This is a genomic window from Catalinimonas alkaloidigena (assembly GCF_900100765.1).
Lineage (GTDB): Bacteria > Bacteroidota > Bacteroidia > Cytophagales > Flexibacteraceae > Mooreia > Mooreia alkaloidigena.
Genome location: NZ_FNFO01000005.1, coordinates 302,701 through 321,637, shown reverse-complemented (window position 1 = coordinate 321,637; position 18,937 = coordinate 302,701). Strand labels below are relative to the sequence as shown.

The 18,937-nt window shown below is 57.1% G+C and carries 13 protein-coding genes; 12 read left to right on the top strand and 1 reads right to left on the bottom strand.

What is annotated here, in order from left to right:
- Positions 1–8 precede the first annotated feature (8 nt).
- Both BLR44_RS15025 and BLR44_RS15020 read left to right on the top strand, forming a co-directional pair.
- Entirely contained in the window at positions 9–2,417 is a 2,409-nt protein-coding gene (locus BLR44_RS15025) for a TonB-dependent receptor (protein WP_089683350.1), read from the top strand.
- A 228-nt stretch (positions 2,418–2,645) separates the two neighbouring features.
- The gene (locus BLR44_RS15020; RefSeq protein WP_143017306.1) at positions 2,646–2,978 is read left to right on the top strand and encodes a hypothetical protein; all 333 of its coding nucleotides are present in this window, start codon (positions 2,646–2,648) and stop codon (positions 2,976–2,978) included.
- 62 nt (positions 2,979–3,040) lie between these two features.
- Here the strand turns inward: BLR44_RS15020 and BLR44_RS15015 are convergent, their stop codons facing one another.
- Positions 3,041–4,483, bottom strand: a complete 1,443-nt coding sequence (locus BLR44_RS15015; protein ID WP_089683345.1) for an arylsulfatase — start codon at positions 4,481–4,483, stop codon at positions 3,041–3,043.
- Positions 4,484–4,687: 204 nt separating this feature from the next.
- Here BLR44_RS15015 and BLR44_RS15010 point away from each other — a divergent pair, with 204 nt between their 5' ends.
- From BLR44_RS15010 to BLR44_RS14965, 10 genes are all read left to right on the top strand, one after another.
- On the top strand, positions 4,688–5,470 hold the full coding sequence (locus BLR44_RS15010; protein ID WP_089683578.1) for an SDR family NAD(P)-dependent oxidoreductase: 783 nt from the start codon (positions 4,688–4,690) through the stop codon (positions 5,468–5,470).
- Positions 5,471–5,476: 6 nt separating this feature from the next.
- A complete protein-coding gene (locus BLR44_RS15005; RefSeq protein WP_089683342.1) occupies positions 5,477–6,331 on the top strand; it encodes a fumarylacetoacetate hydrolase family protein in 855 nt (284 codons plus the stop codon).
- 14 nt (positions 6,332–6,345) lie between these two features.
- Positions 6,346–7,176 (top strand): amidohydrolase family protein, encoded by an 831-nt coding sequence (locus BLR44_RS15000; protein ID WP_089683339.1) that lies wholly within the window; start codon positions 6,346–6,348, stop codon positions 7,174–7,176.
- 38 nt (positions 7,177–7,214) lie between these two features.
- Positions 7,215–8,012, top strand: a complete 798-nt coding sequence (locus BLR44_RS14995; protein WP_089683336.1) for an L-fucose dehydrogenase — start codon at positions 7,215–7,217, stop codon at positions 8,010–8,012.
- Positions 8,013–8,427: 415 nt separating this feature from the next.
- Positions 8,428–9,465 carry a serine hydrolase domain-containing protein gene (locus tag BLR44_RS14990; RefSeq protein ID WP_089683576.1) on the top strand — a complete coding sequence of 346 codons (1,038 nt, stop codon included), beginning with the start codon at positions 8,428–8,430 and terminating at the stop codon, positions 9,463–9,465.
- Between the two features lie 134 nt (positions 9,466–9,599).
- Positions 9,600–10,583, top strand: coding sequence for an amidohydrolase family protein (locus tag BLR44_RS14985; RefSeq protein WP_089683332.1), 984 nt, complete (start codon positions 9,600–9,602; stop codon positions 10,581–10,583).
- A 127-nt stretch (positions 10,584–10,710) separates the two neighbouring features.
- Positions 10,711–13,458, top strand: a complete 2,748-nt coding sequence (locus BLR44_RS14980; protein ID WP_089683329.1) for a PQQ-dependent sugar dehydrogenase — start codon at positions 10,711–10,713, stop codon at positions 13,456–13,458.
- Between the two features lie 119 nt (positions 13,459–13,577).
- Positions 13,578–14,198, top strand: a complete 621-nt coding sequence (locus BLR44_RS14975) for an RNA polymerase sigma factor (protein ID WP_089683326.1) — start codon at positions 13,578–13,580, stop codon at positions 14,196–14,198.
- Positions 14,199–14,315: 117 nt separating this feature from the next.
- Positions 14,316–15,254, top strand: a complete 939-nt coding sequence (locus tag BLR44_RS14970) for a FecR family protein (protein WP_089683323.1) — start codon at positions 14,316–14,318, stop codon at positions 15,252–15,254.
- A gap of 26 nt (positions 15,255–15,280) precedes the next feature.
- Positions 15,281–18,913 carry a SusC/RagA family TonB-linked outer membrane protein gene (locus BLR44_RS14965; protein WP_218127093.1) on the top strand — a complete coding sequence of 1,211 codons (3,633 nt, stop codon included), beginning with the start codon at positions 15,281–15,283 and terminating at the stop codon, positions 18,911–18,913.
- The last annotated feature ends 24 nt before the right edge of the window (positions 18,914–18,937 follow it).

Sequence of the window (18,937 nt, the reverse complement as noted above, 5' to 3'; positions counted from 1 at the left end):
TGAAAGGAATGCGAAACGGCTACACTCTTCTTCTGTTTTTCCTGTTTTTTTATACCACCACCTGGGCACAAACGGCACTGGTGCGTGGCAAAGTGACCGACAAGCAAGCGGAGCCGCTGGAACTGGCCAGTATTGGGGTGGAAGGCACCAGCCGCGGCACGGTTACCAACGCGCGCGGCGAGTTTGAACTGCGCGTGGCAGCCGGCCGGGAAGTGACGCTGATTTTCGCACACGTCGGGTACAAGCGCCAGACGTTTCTGATACGGCCCCGAGCCGAAGAATTGCTGACGTTGGACGTCGTGCTGGAGGAAGATCCGCAGTACCTGAAAGCGGTAGAAATTGCCGGCACGCAGTACGAAGAAAAGCGAGACGAGGTCAGCGTTACCAAAATCAATCCGCGGACTGCCAAAGAACTGCCCTCGGCTTTTGGTGACTTTACGAAGATTCTGGCCACGCTGCCCGGCGTGATCAGCAACAACGAGCTCTCGGCCGAGTATTCGGTGCGTGGCGGGAACTTCGACGAAAACTTAGTCTACGTCAACGACATTCAAGTGTACCGTCCGTTTCTGGTGCGGGCCGGGCAGCAGGAAGGCTTGAGCTTCGTCAATCCCGATCTGGTCACCGACGTTGAATTTTCGGCGGGCGGGTGGCAGCCACGCTACGGCGACAAGCTTTCGTCGGTGCTGAACATTCGCTACAAGGAGCCGACCAAATTTGCGGCGTCGGCCAGCCTGAGTCTGCTGAGCAGCACAGCCCATGTAGAGGGCGCCACGCCCGAACGGCGTTTTACTTACGTGATCGGTGCCCGGCAGAAGAGCGCCCGTTATCTGTTCAATACCCTGGCTGTGCAGGGCGATTACTTCCCCCGGTTCTACGACGTGCAGTCGTATTTTACCTGGGATTTGACCTCGCGCAAAAGCCAACAGAACCGCAGGACGGTGCTGGGGCTACTGACCTCGTTTGCCCGCAACCGGTACGAACTGGACCCCAAAAGCCAGCAGACCACGTTCGGCACCATCCGACTGGCGCGCCGCCTTACGGCCGCTTTCGACGGGCAGGAAACGTACGGGTACGATACCTACCAGACGGGTTTGCGCCTGTCGCACCGCTTCAGCGAAAAGGTCCGTTCCGACATGGTGGCGGCGGTGGTCCGGACGCAGGAACGCGAAAACGTCGAGATAGAGGGGTTCTACCGCCTGAGCGAAGTCAATACCAACACGGCCGATCCCGACTTCAACCAGAACGTGAACGAACGCGACGTAGCCGGTTCGTACTCGTACAGCCGCAACGCCTTACAAGCCACCATTTTCCAGGCCACCAGCCGGAATTACTACTTTCCGAACGAGCGCCACGCCGTGGAATGGGGGGGAGGCTACGACCGGGAGATGATCGACGACCGGCTCTATGAATATTACTTTAAAGATTCGGCCGAGTACGTACGGGGCATCAACGGTTTCCTGAACGACACCATCACCCTGAACTCGTTTCGGTTGCGGGGGTACGCGCAGCACAGCATGCAACTCGGTGCCGAAAAGCGGAGTCGGCTGACCTATGGCGCGCGCCTGAACTATTGGAGTGTGAACCAGGAATTGCTGGTCAGCCCCCGTGTGCAATACAGCTTCGAGCCGGCCTGGCAACGTGACTTTGTGTTTAAGCTGGCCGTAGGGGCGTACCACCAGCCGCCCTTTTACCGCGAACTGCGCGACAGCAGCGGTGTACTGAACCTGAACCTGAAGGCCCAACGCTCAATCCACTTCATTGTAGGGAGCGATTACAACTTCCTGGCCTGGGGGCGTCCGTTCAAGTTTACGTCTGAAGTGTACTACAAGAACATGTGGAATGTGGTGCCTTACGACGTCGATAACGTGCGCATCCGCTACTTCGCCGAAAACAACGCGGTGGCCTACGCCGCCGGTGCCGATTTTCGGGTGAGCGGCGAGTTCGTGCGCGGCGCGGAATCGTGGTTCACGCTGAGCCTCCTTTCCACGAAAGAAAACATCCTGGACGATACGTTGGGTTACCTGCGTCGCCCTACCGATCAGCGCGTAACGGCGGCCATTATGTTCCGCGATCACCTGCCCAACAACCCCACCGTACGGATGTTTCTGAATCTGGTGTTCGGGTCGGGGTTGCCCTACCGTCCGCCGGGCGACCCGCGCTACCGGAACCTGATTCAGCGGACGCCTTTGTACCGCCGGGTTGATATTGGTTTCTCGAAAATCTTTATCTTTGATGAAGCCACCACCCTATCCAACTATATGGAATCCATTTGGATAGGCCTGGAGTTACTCAACGCCATCGGAGCACAAAACGTGATCTCCTACCAGTGGGTACGGGACCTGGACAACCGCCAGTATGCCGTTCCCAACACGCTATCGGCCCGCTACCTGAATCTTCGGCTAGTCGCCCGATTCTGACAAGCCTTCCTGGTTTCAAAAAGGTCCTGTCATCGCTGCCCATATATTCCCTTCGCGCAGACGTGATGGTGGAGATATGCTGATTTTCCTATTAAAAATTACATTCTCCGGTTCCGGGCATGTTTGTGCGTGCGGGGGCAACTACGGTGTCTACCTTTGTTCCGCCCGACATCAAACAGGAGGCTAACTTACTGATGCCCTTCTGGTTCTGGGTTGATCCATACATTCATGAGGCGCGAACTCCGTCAAATTTTCTTCCTGATGCTTTGCACGCTGCTGTTCTCAGCCTGCGTTCGCAAGGTGTGTCCGGCTTACCAAAGCGCCTTCATCATGAACGGACGGGTGCAACGCGAACAGTTTTCGTTGTTCGAAGGCGACTCTACGCCGCGTTCGGTAAACCACGTGCAGAAAAACCGTTACCTGGTGATCGAGCACGTCAGCAAGCGGAAAAAGGAAAAAATGCTCAACTCGATCCGCGCCGAACACATCTTCCCAGATCAGATGGAGACCGGAAGCGACAGCACGCTGATTGCGACCGACAGCACCGAAGACGTAGAATAAACCGGCTTTCTCCGCTTTCCTGTTTTGTTTTCCCCAAACCCTCCGGGTTTCTTACCTGACTTTCACGGCATTAGCCCTGTACCCGTGGTCGATTCGTACGGCAACGGAAAAAGCGTGGAAGGCTCGTGGGCTGCTTGCATGCGTTCGGCCAGTTGTTGTGTGACCTCCGGATGTTGTGCTGCCACGTTTTTTGTTTCGCCGGGGTCAGTGGCCAGGTCGTAGAGTTCCAGTGGCCCGGCCGGGTCGTCTGCGAGGTTCCGCCGAATGCCTTTCCAATCGCCTTGGCGGAGGGCTTGTTTGCCGCCCTGTTCCGTAAATTCCCAATAAAGATACGCGTGCGTAGGTTGAGTGCCCCGGTCCATCAGCGTCGGCAGGTACGAAATTCCGTCGGTACGGGTATCGACTTCGACGCCTGCCAACGCGCAGGCGGTCGGCATAAAATCCCAGAAAGCCGACACGTGGTCGGTCGTACGTCCCGCCGCTATTGTTCCTGGCCACCACGCCAGCATCGGCACGCGGATGCCGCCCTCGTACATGTCGCGCTTGTGCCCCCGCAACGGCCCGCTGCTGTCAAAATTTTCCGGATGATGTCCGCCTTCCTGGTGTGGCCCGTTGTCGCTGGTGAAAATAACCAGCGTCTGTTCGGCCATCCCCAGGGTTTGCAGCCGGTCTAGCAGTCGACCGACGTCCCGGTCCAGACGCGATACCATCCCGGCGTAGGCGGCTTTGGGCGTCGGTTGGGCAACATACCCGCCCGCATTACCAGCGAAGGGTTCCTCATCGAACCGACCCGCGTAGGGCTGCTGCGAATCGTCCGGTACGTCGACGTCGGCGTGAGGCAACGAATAGGCCAGGTATAGAAAAAATGGACGTTGCTGATGCTCCTCCACAAACGCTAGGGCTTGGTCGGTAAACAGGTCGTGCGAATACGTCTGCCGTTGTTGGTGCGCGTTGCCCGCCAGAGCCACCTTGGTGTCGTTGCGCCAGAGGCTGTCCGGGTAATGATGGTGCGCAGCGCGCTGGCAGTTGTACCCGAAGAAGTAGTCGAACCCCTGCCGGTTCGGTACGCCTTCGGAACCGGGATACCCCAGTCCCCATTTGCCGATGACGGCGGTTGTGTAACCCGCGGTCTGCAATCGCTCCGCCACCGTAACCGTCGCGTCCGGCAGAGGAGCCTGGCCTTCGGGCTGTACTTCTTTATTGCCCCGCACGTAGCTGTGTCCGGTGTGGAGGCCCGTCAGCAAGGCGCACCGCGACGGCGCACAGACCGTATTGCCGGCGTAGTGTTGCGTAAAACGCAGGCCCTCGGCCGCCATCCGGTCAAGTCGGGGCGTTTGGATCACCGATTGTCCGTAACAGCCGAGGTCGCCGTAACCCAGGTCATCGGCCAGAATAAAGATGATATTGGGCGCGCGGTTTTCTACAACCGGAGCTTCCGACGTAGAACGCGACTGGCAGGCGCATGCCCAAACAAGACAGCACACAAAGAGAGGGGAGAGGCGCATGGAGCGTGGTGGAGATGGAAAGCGGAAAGTAGAAGGCAAGCGGGTTTTTTCCAAAAGTAAAAGGCAAATGAAGGCTTGCGGTGTAGTGACGTTCGGCCCGCCGGAAAGTGAGCGACGGGCAAAGGTTTGATCACCCGGACGGCTTTGGAAACTTCCTGAATTTGTCAACCTTTGGAGCCGAGTGACAACCTGCAGTGCAACTTCATGTTTCAATTAACTGATAAAATCGCTCTGATTACCGGAGCCGCCAGCGGCATCGGCCAGAGCATTGCCTTACGTTTCGCCGCTCAGGGCGCGCTGGTCATCGTGGCCGACCGCGACCAGGCGAACATCGATACCACCCTCCAGCTCATTCAGCAACAGGGAGGAAAAGCGCATCCGCTTCTCCTCGACGTAACCGACCATGCGGCCGTGAAAACCGCGTTCGAGTCGGTGGTGGCAACCTTTGGGCGGCTCGACATTCTGGTGAACAACGCGGGGGTGGCCCACGTCGGAAACCTGGAAAATACCAGCGAGGCCGACTTTGATCGCGTCTACGCGGTGAACGTAAAGGGCGCTTACAATTGCCTGCAGGCCGCCATCCGCCCGATGAAGGCGCAGGGCGGGGGCATCATCCTCAACATGGCGTCCGTTGCCGCTACGGCGGGCATTCCCGACCGCTTTGCTTACTCCATGAGCAAGGGCGCGGTGCTGAACATGACGCTTTCTGTGGCGCGCGACTACGTACAAGACGGCATTCGCTGCAATGCCATTTCGCCCGCCCGCATCCACACGCCGTTTGTCGACGGCTTCCTGAAAAAATATTACGAAGGACGCGAGGAGGAGATGTTCGAAAAACTTTCGGGCACGCAACCCATCGGTCGCATGGGCAAACCCGACGAGGTCGCCAACCTGGCGCTCTACCTCTGTTCCGACGAAGCCGCGTTCATCACCGGTTCCAACTTTCCCATCGACGGCGGGTTCCTCTCGCTGAATATGAACAACTAATTTGCTATGAAATTTATCCGTTTTGGCCAACCCGGCGCCGAAACCCCCGGCCTGATCGAAGAGGGGAAGCGTCTTGATGTGAGCGCCTTTGGCGAAGATTACGACGAAAACTTTTTTGCCACCGACGGCCCGCAACGGCTGGCCACCTGGCTGGAAACCTTCCGGGCTACCTGCCCGGTCGTCGACGAAAACGAACGCCTCGGTCCGCCACTGGTGCGCCCCAGCAAGATCATCTGCATCGGCCTGAACTACAAAGATCACGCGGCCGAAAGCAACATGGACTTGCCTAAAGAGCCGATTATTTTCTTCAAGGCGACTTCGTCGATCGTGGGGCCGAACGATGACCTGATCATTCCGAAAGGCTCCGAAAAAACCGATTGGGAAGTGGAACTGGCCGTGGTCATCGGCAAAAAAGCCAGCTACGTTTCAGAAGCAGAGGCGATGGACTACGTGGCGGGGTATTGCCTCCACAACGACTACAGCGAGCGCGCGTTTCAACTGGAGCGTTCCGGCCAGTGGGTGAAAGGCAAAAGCTGCGACACGTTCGCGCCCCTCGGTCCGTTCGTAGCGACGAAAGACGAGATCAGCGACGTTGATAATCTGCGCCTCTGGCTGACGCTGAACGGCGAAACCATGCAGGATGGCACCACCGCCGAGCTGATCTTCAACGTGCCCTACGTAGTGAGTTACCTGAGCCAGTTCATGTCGCTGTTGCCCGGTGACATCATTTCGACCGGGACGCCCGCCGGCGTAGGACTCGGCATGAAGCCCGCCCGGTTCCTGAAACCCGGTGACGTTGTGGAATTGGGCATCGACGGACTGGGCAGTTCCCGTCAAGTGGCCAAGGCCTGGGGCGCCTAGCCGAACGAAACCTCATGGAAAAAATCGACGCCCATCAGCATTTCTGGCGGTATTCGCCCGCGACCCACGCGTGGATCAGCGACGCCATGCAGGTGTTGCGCCGCGATTACCTGCCGCCAGACCTGAAACCTGCGTTGGAGACCAACGGCTTCGCGGGGTGTGTGGCGGTACAGGCCTCGCAAACGGAAGCCGAAACGGACTTTCTGCTGCAACTGGCTGACCAGTACGACTTCATTCGGGGCGTGGTGGGATGGGTCGACCTGCGCGATCCGCAGTTGGGCGAGCGGTTGGCGCACTGGACACAACATTCCAAACTAAAAGGGGTACGCCACGTGGTGCAGGACGAACCCGATGACCGGTTTCTGTTGCGGCCCGACTTTCTGCGGGGCGTAGCGATGTTGGCCGACTTTCACCTCACGTACGACATCCTGATTTTCGAGCGACAACTGCCGGCGGCGGTGGCGTTCGTCGAAAAATTTCCGGAACTACCGTTGGTCGTCGACCACATTGCCAAACCGCGCATTGCCGACGGAATGCTGGAGCCCTGGGCGCAACACATGCGGCAACTGGCGCAATTTCCCCACGTGCATTGCAAAGTGTCCGGCATGGTAACCGAGGCCGATTGGCAAGGCTGGACGCCCGACCACTTCAAGCCGTACCTGGACGTAGTTTTTGAGGCTTTCGGGCCGGAGCGCCTGATGTTCGGGTCCGATTGGCCGGTCTGCCGCCTCGCGGGCGAGTACGATCAGGTCGTGCAGCTTCTCGACGATTACCTGAGCGGTTACTCAAAAGAAGAACAGGCGCGGGTGTGGGGCCAGAATGCCACTCAATTTTATAAGTTATAAATCACGCTTTTTAACAAGTTTCCTTTCTCATTTCCACCATGGATCTACACCTCGACGGCAAAGTCATCATCACCACCGGCGGTACCAGCGGCATCGGCGAAGCCATCGCCTGGCAAGTAGCCCGCGAAGGCGCCATTTCTGTCGTCGTAAGTCGTGACCCGGACGCCGTTGCACAGGCGGCCTCGAAATTTGAGTCAGCCGGGTTACAAGGGTGGGGCGTGCTGGCCGAACTGACGGACGAAGCGCAGTGCAAAGCCGCCGTCGACCAGGTCCTGGAAAAATACGGGCGCATCGACGGGTTAGTCAACAACGCCGGAGGGAACGACCACGTCGGGCTGGAGCGGGGTAATCCGGAGCGGTTCATGCAGTCGCTGCGGCAAAACCTGCTGCATTACTACACCATGGCGCATTACTGCCTGCCCGGCCTCAAAAAAGTGCAGGGCGCCATCGTCAATATCAGCTCTAAAACCGCTGTGACCGGCCAGGGCAACACGTCGGCCTACGCTGCCGCCAAAGGTGCTCAACTGGCCCTGACCCGCGAGTGGGCCGTAGAATTACTGCCCGACCTGATCCGGGTCAATGCCGTGATTCCTGCCGAAGTGCGTACGCCCATGTACGACCGTTGGCTCAATTCCTACGACAACCCCGAAGAAAAACGCCGGGCCATCACGCGCAACATCCCGCTGGGGCAGCGCATGACGCGCGCCGACGAAATCGCCGATACTACCGTCTACCTGCTGTCCGACCGCGCCTCGCACATCACCGGGCAGCACATCTTTGTTGACGGCGGGTACTCTCACCTCGACCGCGCCCTCAATACCTTGGTTCAGGAGTAAATTTCGGTCGGCCCTCGCACGGTAACATCGCTATCGCGGTGCGAGGATACGCTTTTTTGTAAGATGCTCTGGTAGCGGAGTGCGTGTCGGTGCGTGCAGAGTGATTCCGTACGCGCCAGTAATGCTGCAAACGCTTTTGAGGTACGTAGAAACCTATACGTGGCCGCCCCCGTGGCCGCCCCTAACTTGGGATTGCATACAGAATGGCGTACCTTCCGTCGGCATGCCTTTGCCAGCGTGCGCGTTGCGGAGAAGCTCCGGCCTTAACAATCAGCTAGGAATTATAATTGTACGGAATTGCTTACTCAAATTATGGAGTAAGTAGAAAACGCATATGCCTTTCTCTAAGAGAAAATAAGCAATGCCAAGTTGTTTGCTGCATTGGGCAAGGGGGCTGATTAAAACTCAAAACAGGATGACAACTAAAAAAACAAAGCGGATCATCAGGGTACTGTTGTTGGTGGGAACAATTATCTCGTTATACTTCGTGCCCTGGCCCATCGTAATCGCTTGGATCGCACCCTTGCCTGATACCGTGCAGGAACAAGTCAATAAAGCGCCTGATTATGGATTTGATGGCATCATCGTTTACGTCGATAAGAAGGGAGAACCACCGGCCTTTTACACAGCGGGCGTGAAAAGCCGAGAGGGTGAAATTCCTGCCGATCCTCAATCATTATTTAAGATTGCCAGTGTTAGCAAAATCTACACCGCGGTTGCTATTGCCAAACTGGCAAGTCAAGGGCGTTTGTCGTTGGATAAAACACTGGCGGATTACTTCCCCGAACTTGTGGGGCGTATAGAAAATGCGGATAAAATCACGGTAAAGATGATGGTGCAGCATCGGAGTGGCATTCCCAATTACACCGATACTAAAAACTACTGGGTTTACCCAAAGAAAAACGACAGAGAACGGCTGGCGTTGGTGCTTGACTTACCCGCTAATTTTGAGCCGGGGACTGATTATGAATACAGCAATACCAATTACTTACTCCTTTCGCAGCTTATAGAACGAGTCACCAACGGTACTAAATTTCAATTTATCAAAGAAGCAATTTTAGATCCGTTAGACCTTGAAAATACGTACGGTTCTATTCAGGACGTTGATCTGGATGAGGTGATGAGTGGCTATTACGTGGGCTATGAACAGGATTTGAAAACAGACGATAACGGGGTGATGCTGGCCACAGCAGAAGACTTGGGTAAATTCATCAGAGCGCTCAACGAGGGCTCCGTGTTCAAAGACCAGAAAGAACAAGAACTGTACTCTTCAATCTACCGATACGAACACACCGGCCTGATACCCGGTTACCAAACGATTGCCAAATGGCACAAAGACATCGATACAGTGATCATTCAATTCACCAATACTGTCGACTTTGGCGGCTATAACTGGAACATGTCGGAAGTAATGTATAACCGCATCGTTAAAATAGTGAGCGATACAGACTAAGTATAAAGGATAGGGAAGGGGCGCAGTTCCAAAATCCCCTATGGTTTTACGGCATTTAGCGCTGTCTGGCCACTCCCTGACCAATCGCTCGCGGGCTTGCGCACGTCATCGAAGAAATGCTTAGCTTGGCGTGCATGAAACACACCTACCTGCTTTCCTCTTTTCTTCTGCTCTTCTCTTTCCTGACCTACGCGCAGGAAACCGACTCCCGACCACCCATCATCGATGTGCACGTGCATGCGATGAAGGTAAACCCGGCGTTTGCGTCCGACATGTGCCCCTGGTTTCTGAAAAACATGCCGGGTGGTGACCCCAACGGCCCGCCGCCGTCGTTCATGAATCTCGATTGCGTCGATCCACTCAAAGCGGCCAAGTCCGACCAGGAGATGCAGGACGCCCTATTGGAAGCCTGCGAACGGCTCAACGTCACGATGGTGGCCAGTGGCGATGCTCAAATTTTGCACAACTGGTACAACGCTGCGCCCACGCGCATCATTCCCTCGCTGGGCATCAGCAACGCCGACCAGATGACCGTCAAAGCATTTGAGGACTCGCTCAAAGGTGGGTTCTACAAAGTGATGGGCGAGGTGGCACCGCAATACCAGGGCCTATCGCCGAGCGATATGTCGTTGGATGCTTACTTCGGCGTGGCCGAGAAGCTGGGCGTACCGGTCGGCATTCACATGGGCACGGGGGGCAACGGCATGGCGAACATCACCGCTCCCAACTACCGTGCTTCGCTGGGCCGTCCGTTTCTGTTGGAAGACATGCTGGCGCGCCATCCCAAGCTGAAAATCTGGGTGATGCACGCGGGTTACCCCATGATCGACGAGATGATTGCGCTGATGGGCGCGAATGCTTACGTATACGTCGACCTGGCCGGGTTCATCTGGAGCTACCCGCAGGACGAAATCCACATGTACCTGAAGCGACTGGTGCAGGCGGGCTTCGGCAAGCGCATTCTGTACGGCACCGACCTGATGGTCTGGCCCAAGTTGCTGGAAACGTCGATTGGGGTTATCGAAAATGCCGACTACCTGTCGTACGACCAGAAGCGCGACATCCTGTTTAACAACGCCGTGCGCTTCTTCAACCTCGATGCCAGCAAGTTTGAGTAAAGAACCGCACTGCATTCCCGGCACGAAGTCTACTTTTTTCGGGAAAGATCAAGTAGTTTTCCAGGCAATTTTCCGTCTGTAGACGGCACGCTGAATTTCGAGCACCTCCGCTAATTTTTGCTTTCGTATGCACGCACCCCTCCGTACCACCACCGCTGCGCTGTTGCTGGCGTTTTTGGGAATCGGCGCTTGTACGTCGGACCAACCCACGACAGAACGCTCCACCAGTCCGTATTACCTCACCTCAGGCACGCCCAAAAAGCCGGAAGAGAACCGCTTCTCACGAACGGTCATTACCGAAGGGCTGCGCGAACCGATGGAACTGGTCGTGTCGTCCAAAGGCCTGGTCTTGTTCGTCGATCGGCGGGGCGACGTGCGGCGGTACGATCCCGCCACGCAAGAGGTGACGCTAATCAATTCCCTGCCGGTGGTGACCGCCGAAGGCAACGGCTTGCTGGGCATTACGCTCGATCCCGAGTTCGAGCAAAATCGCTACGTCTACCTCTTTTATACGCCCGCCCGCGATTCAATCCGGCTTCACCAGTCGGTGTCGCGTTTCACCCTCGGCCCCGATAGCCTGGACTATGCCTCAGAAAAGGTGGTGCTGGAAATTCCGATCGAAATGGAGGCCAGCGCACACACGGGCGGTTCGCTCCAGTTCGACACGCAGGGCAACCTGTTCATTTCGGTGGGTGACAACACGACGCCCTTTGCTTCCGACGGCTTTGCGCCCATCGACGAGCGCGAAGGACGGCTGGTCTACGACGCACAACGTTCGGCGGGTAATATGAACGACCTGCGGGGGGCCATTCTGCGGATCACACCGCAGTACGACAGCGTGGCGGGCAGCGCGCCCTACACCATTCCCGACGGCAACCTGTTTCCGAAAGACGGCTCTCAGGGCCGCCCCGAGATTTATGTAAAGGGATGTCGGAATCCGTACCGCATGTCGGTCGATCCGGCAACGGGGTACGTATACTGGGGCGAAATCGGTCCCGATTCCGGCGTGGACGGCCCGCAAGGCCCGCGCGGGTACGACGAAATCAACCAGGCCCGGCAGCCCGGCTTTTTCGGGTGGCCTTACTTTGTGGGTGACAACAAGCCTTACCTCGACTACGACTTTGCGACCAAAACCGTAGGCGATACTTTCCGCATTGCCGAGCCGGTGAACCGCTCGCCCAACAACACGGGCGGGGAGGTGCTGCCGCCCGCCCAATCGGCATTCATCTGGTATCCGTATAACGAATCGACCGAGTTTCCGGAAGTGGGCAATGGCGGCCGCTCCGCGATGGCCGGACCCGTCTACCACTTCGATCCCGACCTCGACTCCGAGGTGAAATTTCCTGCGTATTACGACGGCGCGCTGTTTGTCTTCGACTGGATGCGCAACTGGGTGATGGCCGTCTTTATGGATGAAGAAGGCAATTTCGAGCGGATCGAACGCATCATGGAACACACGCAGATCGATCGTCCGATCGACATGCAGTTCGGACCCGACGGTGCGCTGTGGATGCTGGAATACGGCGAAGCCTACGGCAAAGAAAACCCCGACGCCAGTCTGGTGAAGCTCGAATTCAATCCCAACAACCGCCCACCGGTGGCCGTGGCCATGACCAGCGATACAGTTGGCGCGGCACCGTTGCAAGTGGCGTTGCGGGGCGGAAAATCCTACGATTTTGATACGGACGATGCCCTGACCTACGCCTGGGCCATCGACGAAGCCGATTTCAAGTCGGACACCCCCGATGCCGAGTACACGTTCGAGAAGCCCGGTCTCTACCACGCTACCCTTTCGGTAACCGATACGTCGGGTACGGTCTCGAAATCGACGATTGCTATCAAAGTCGGCAATACGCTGCCGCAAGTACACATTGAAACCCCCCGAAACCGGACGTTTTACTGGGACAGCGACGAGCTGAAGTATCAGGTGGTGGTGGAAGATCCGGAAGACGGAACGCCCGACGCCTCGCGACTGCAGGTGGCTTTCCATTACCTGCCGCAGGGGAAAGATGTGCCCGGCATGCTGATCGGCCACCAGCAGACGTCGGTGACCAAAAACCGGGGGAAAGAGTTGCTGGAAAGCAGCGACTGCAAAGCCTGTCACCTGGTCGACGAGCGGACGGTCGGCCCGTCGTTTCAGGAAGTGGCTGCCAAGTACGCCCAGAGTCGTCCGATTGCGCAACTGGCGCAGAAGATCATCAAGGGTGGCGGTGGCGTCTGGGGCGAACACGCCATGAGTGCCCATCCGCAGCTTTCGGTCGACGAAGCCTCTGAAATGGTGAATTACATTCTGACCCTGGCCGAAGAAGCGCAGGTCCTGCGCAACCTGCCCGCCGAAGGTGCAGTGCCGCTGAAACACCACGTAGGCCAGCGCGAAGCCGGGACGTATCTGCTGGAAGCGTCCTATACGGACGGCGGTGGCGAGGTGATCGGACCGCTGACAAACAGCGCGTTGCTGACGCTCCGCTCGGCGCGTGTGCAGGCCGAAGAGGCCGACTCGCTGGTGGGAGGGCAGGTATTTTCGCGGGGCGAGTTATCGGCGGTGGTGCTGGGCGGAAAACAGGCCTACCTGATGTTCCGTCAGGTCGATCTCAAAGGCATTGCGCAGGTGGCCTACCGCCTGTCGGCACCCAAAGTCGGGGCTACCATCGAGATGCACCTCGACACGCCGGACGGACCGCTGGTCAGCAGCACCTCGTACGAATCTACGGGCGACTGGCAGAAAATGAAGGACATTCAGGCGTCGGTAACCGCTCCGGAAGGTCTGCACGACCTGTACATCGTTTTTGTCCGGACAGAAGAGCCGAACGATCAACTGGCCGCGCTCGACTGGATCGACTTTAAAAAAGCACGCTCCGCAACCGCGATGCGTTGAGTACAAACGCAGGATAGGTCTGTCTTTGGAAGTATATCGATGATCGAAACTTTGAATCTATTGGATTCTTGTTTAGATTAGTTAGATCGTTCTAACTTTCCTGCAGACCTACCACCACCATGGAGCTGGCCCGTTTTTCACATTTTTCTGACGAAGACCTCTGGCAACATCTGAGAGAAGGAGACGAAAGCAGCCTGTCTCACCTCTACCACCGTTACCGCGATCCGCTGTACCACTACGCCCTTAAAATCACCGGAGATGCCGAAATGGCCCTCAACGGCTTGCAAAATCTGTTCGTGCAACTCTGGCAGTCGCGGCAGAAACTGAGCGAGGCCCGTTCCGTAAAGGCGTACTTGTTCATCTCCCTACGGCGGCTCCTGTTGCAGGACATGCAGCGTGACCGCCGGTATGTGTTGCAGATGGACCAATGGGCCTCGCTCCGGACCGACCTTGTATTTTCGCCCGAAGAAATCGTTATTCTCGACGAGCGCTCCCAGCTCAAGAAAGAATACGTCGCGCAGCTGTTGAACAACCTTACCCCCCGGCAGCGCGAAATTGTCTACCTGAAGTATTACGAAAGTCTGAGCCTCCAGGAGATTGCCGATACGCTGGACATCAACTACCAGTCGGTCATCAATCACCTGAACCGGGCTTTTCTCAAACTCAAAGGCAGCGCCACGCCCGAACAACTCTCCGAACTGTTGTACGCGGTTGGTTTTATGATGCTCGCGAGTTGGTAGCCTAAGCCCCGTTTCGGCGGTCGCCTCCCCATTTTTAAAAAATTTTTCACGAAGCTGGGTTGTTGGCGCAGCGCCCTTTCTCTTTATGTATAACGAAGCCATTCTACGCCATTTCGTATGACGACCGATCGCCATTCTTCAGAAGAGTCTCAGCCCTTTTTCGGGGATTTGTCTTCTGACGAGAAAAACCCGCTGCACCATGCCGGCCCCCGCCGTCCGGAGGCCTCCTCGCAGGCGCAGCGTGAGGCCGAGTACGCGCAGATTCAGGCGCGTCTGCGGGCCGAGCGGCCATCGGTGCCTACTACGTCGTCGGCGCGGCGCTTTCCTTATGCCGCTGCCGCGGCCATTGCTCTGCTGATGGCAGTGGCAGTGGGTTACGGCTGGCTGTATTACCCTTCGCAGGAGCAGTACGCCACGGCCTACGGCGAGACCCGGTCGTTCACGTTGCCCGACCAGTCGGTCGTGACGCTCAATGCCAATTCTACCTTGCGTTTTGCGCCGTCGTGGGAGGTGGGGCAGGCACGGGAAGTCTGGCTGGACGGGGAAGCGTACTTTTCGGTTCAGAAACAGTCTTCTTCGAGCGGTGCCGTCAAGTTTGTAGTGCATACCCCCGACCTGGATGTAGAGGTATTGGGTACGCAATTCAACGTCGCACAGCGTGCGTCCAAGACGCAGGTGGTGCTGGAAGAAGGCAGCATTCGTGTCGACCTGCGCGCCGATACCTCCGCCAACATCCTGATGCAGCCGGGCGATCTGGTGGAGTATTCGGCCGAAAGCCATCAGTTGACACACAAGGTGGTAGAAACCTCACCTTATGTCGTCTGGAAAGAAAACAAACTGATTCTCAACAATAAAACCATTCGAGAAATTGCGGAGCTGATTCAAACGACCTACGGGTTTACCGTGGAAATCCAGGACAGCAGTATCGCCGATCTGAAGCTTTCGGGCACCATTCGGTCCGATAATGTTGACCTGATTCTCGACGCCCTGGCCATCACGCACGGGATTGAGTATCGCAAAGGACCTGATCGGATTACCCTGCAAAAACCTCGCTAACACCATCACATAAACAGCAACCTTTTATGAGAATTCCTACGAACGACATGCTCGCCCGGGCGTGTGGGGTGGCTCTGCTTTGCCTATTAGGAAGCCCCAGCAGGAGCTTCGGCCAAACTCCGCAGGTGGCGCTGGCTAACGGAACTCATCTGTCACCAAGAAGAGAACAACCCAAGCAGGCAGCACAAAACCAACGTCCCCTGGTCGAGGCACTGAAAGAAATCGAGCACGAGTTCAACATCTTGTTCGTCTACTCGCCCGATGTGGTCGAAAACACGTTCGTACCGAAGGTGCTGAACCGGGAGGCCTTCGGGCAGACCATGAGCCAACTGCTGGAAAATACCAATTTGACTTACCGGCAACTGGACGACACCCACTACGCCATTATCCCGGCACTGGAACCCAAGCGTTCCAAAACGTTCGCCCCGATGACGGTACCGCCGCTCTACACCGAACAGGCACCGCAGCCCCTGCTGGCGAATGTACGTCGGTCGCGTCCCGAGCAAAATGTATCCGGGCAGGTCACCGACGGCAGCGGAGAAGGAATCCCGGGGGTCAACGTGCTGGAAAAAGGTACGACCAACGGAACCATCACCGACGTGGAGGGACGGTTTGCGCTGAACGTGCAGGACGGCGCCACGTTGGTATTCAGCGCGGTAGGGTATCTGACACAGGAACTGGCGGTGAACAACCAGAGTAACGTCAGCGTGACGCTGAAAGACGACGTAAAGGCGCTGGACGAAGTGGTGGTCGTCGGTTACGGTGAAGTGAAACGCGAAGACCTGACGAGTGCAGTATCGTCCGTTTCGGGCCGTGAACTGGCTAAAATTCCCGTGTCGAGCACGGCTCAGGCCATCACCGGGCGCATGGCCGGCGTACAGGTCACCACGACCGACGGCTCGCCCGACGCCGAGATTGTGATCCGGGTGCGGGGGGGCGGCTCAGTAACGCAAGACAACTCTCCGCTGTTTATTGTCGACGGTTTTCCGGTCGATAACATCAACAACATTCCACCGACCGACATTGTGAGCATCGACGTGCTGAAAGATGCGGCTTCGGCGGCCATCTACGGTGCACGCGGGGCCAACGGCGTCGTAATCGTGACGACCAAAAGCGCCAAGGCGGGCAATACGTCGGTATCGTACAACGGTTACGTGCAGCAGCGCAACCTGCCCCGAAAGCTGGAAGTGCTTTCGCCGTACGAATTTGTCCTGGCGCAATACGAGTACGCGCAGTTGCGGGGAACGGACGACATCGACCGGTTTACCCGCTACTTTGGCGTATATGACGACCTGGAACTGTACAAAAGCCAGCGCGGCACCGACTGGCAGGAAGAGTTGTTCGGCAGCCCGGCCTACATGCAGTACCATAATGTGAGTGTGACGGGCGGGACGGATCGCACCAAAATGAGCCTGAGCCTGACCGGCAACGACGACCAGGGAATTCTGGTCGGATCGGGTTACCAGCGCACCACCGTCAATTTTAAGTTGAATCACAAAATCAGCGACAAACTTCAGTTGGACCTGGCACCCCGCTTTTCCAACATCATTGTGGACGGTGCCGGTACCTCGGGAAGTTCGCAGTTGCGTATTTCGGACGGCATCACCACCCGCCCCGTCAACGGGCTGGCCGATCAGATCGTCCTCGATCCGCTCGACGCCGCGGGCGATTACGAGCAGTTCATGCGCAGCCTGATCAGCCCCCTGAAACTGGTGGAACAGGATTATCGCAAGCGCATCGACCGTTCGCTGGTCATGAATGGCGGCATTTCCTGGAAAATTCTGCCGGAACTGACGTACCGCTCCGACTTCGGGATCGAATACGGTTTCGAGACGCGCCGGCGGTACTACGGTCCCCTGACGGGCGAGTCGTTCAACAACGGACGGAGCCTGCCCCTGGCCGAGATCACGGATTATGATGACAACCGCCTGCGTTGGGCCAACACACTGAGCTACAACCTTTCCAAGGGCATGCACAGTGCTAACATTCTGTTCGGGCAGGAAGTATTGAAAATAGGCCGTCAGTCGACGTTCAACCGCGCGTTGTATTTCGATGAGTCCATGTCGCCGGAAAAAATCTTCGCCAACATGGTGTTGGGGACTTCCGACCGGTACGAGACCTACATTAGCCCCGACAACAAGCTACTCTCCCTGTTTGGGCGGGTCAACTACCAGTTCAACGACCGCTACCTGGCTACGCTGACGCTGCGGGCAGACGGCTCCAGCAAGTTTGCTCCGGGCAACCGCTGGGGCGTGTTTCCGGCCGCGGCCCTGGCCTGGCGTATTTCGCAGGAAGACTTTATGCAAAACCTCGGTTTTGTCTCGGACCTGAAACTGCGCGCCAGCTACGGCGAAGCGGGGAACAACCGGATCGACGACAACCTGTGGCGGCGTACCTACACGCCGTCCAGCTACCGTCCCATCGGGTTCGACGACGTGCAGCAGACGTATTGGACCGCCGCTTCGTCGACGCTCGTCAACCCGGACCTGAAATGGGAAACTACCGTGACCCGCAATTTGGGCCTTGATTTTGGCCTGTTCAAAAGCCTGGTGACCGGTACCGTCGAGTTGTACTACAACACCACCAAAGACCTGTTGGTCGAGTCGGACATTCCTTCGTACACCGGATACGCCAAGCAGATGCGCAACATCGGACAGACGTCGAATCGCGGGGTTGAGCTGACCATGAAGGCTTATCTGGTAGATCGCAACGACCTGTCCGTTTCGGCAGACTTCAACATCGGAATCAACCGGGCCCGCATCGACGAATTGGACGGCGTAAACGAACGCCAGTTATTTTCCAACTGGGCCGGCACGGACCTGAAGAGTCAGGACGATTACCGCCTGATTGTAGGCCAGACCATCGGCCTGATTCAGGGATATGTCACCGACGGCTTCTACACGGTAGACGATTTTCAGGCTTACGATGAAGCCACCGGCAATTACATCCTGAAAGAAGGGGTACCCGACGTAACCGGCATTGTGACCGGCTTCAGCGGGCGGGTGCGTCCCGGCATGCTCAAGTTGAAAGACCTGGACGGCAACGGCGTTATCACTGCCGACGGAGACCGTCAGGTGATCGGGAATGCCCTGCCGAAGCACAGCGGTGGCTTTGGCCTCAACGCCACTTACAAAGGATTCGACGCTTCGGTGTTTTTCAACTGGGTGTATGGCAACGACGTGTACAACACCGGCAAAATTTCTTTCAACATGTACCACCGGACCACGTTCGGCAACATGCTGAACACCATGAATTCCGACAACCGCTTCAAGTACATCGATGCCGAAGGGCAATTGGTGTCCGACCTGGAGTCGCTGCGGCAGTTGAACCAGAACGCCACCATCTGGTCGCCGTTCTCCATGGGCAACGCCGCGCCGGTGGTGCACTCATACGCCATCGAAGACGGCTCTTTCCTGCGCCTGAGCAACGCCACCATCGGCTACTCGCTGCCGCAATCGATGATTTCCAAACTCCGGATGTCGCAGTTCCGCGTGTACGTTACGGCCTACAACGCCTGGTTGTGGACCAAATATTCGGGTTACGATCCGGAAGTAAGCACGACGCGCAGCAGCTCCTACGCCGCCCTGACCCCCGGTGTCGACTATTCGTCTTACCCGAAAAGTCGCTCGTTTACCATCGGCGTAAACGTTACTTTCTAATTGAACGCCTACTAGATCACACCA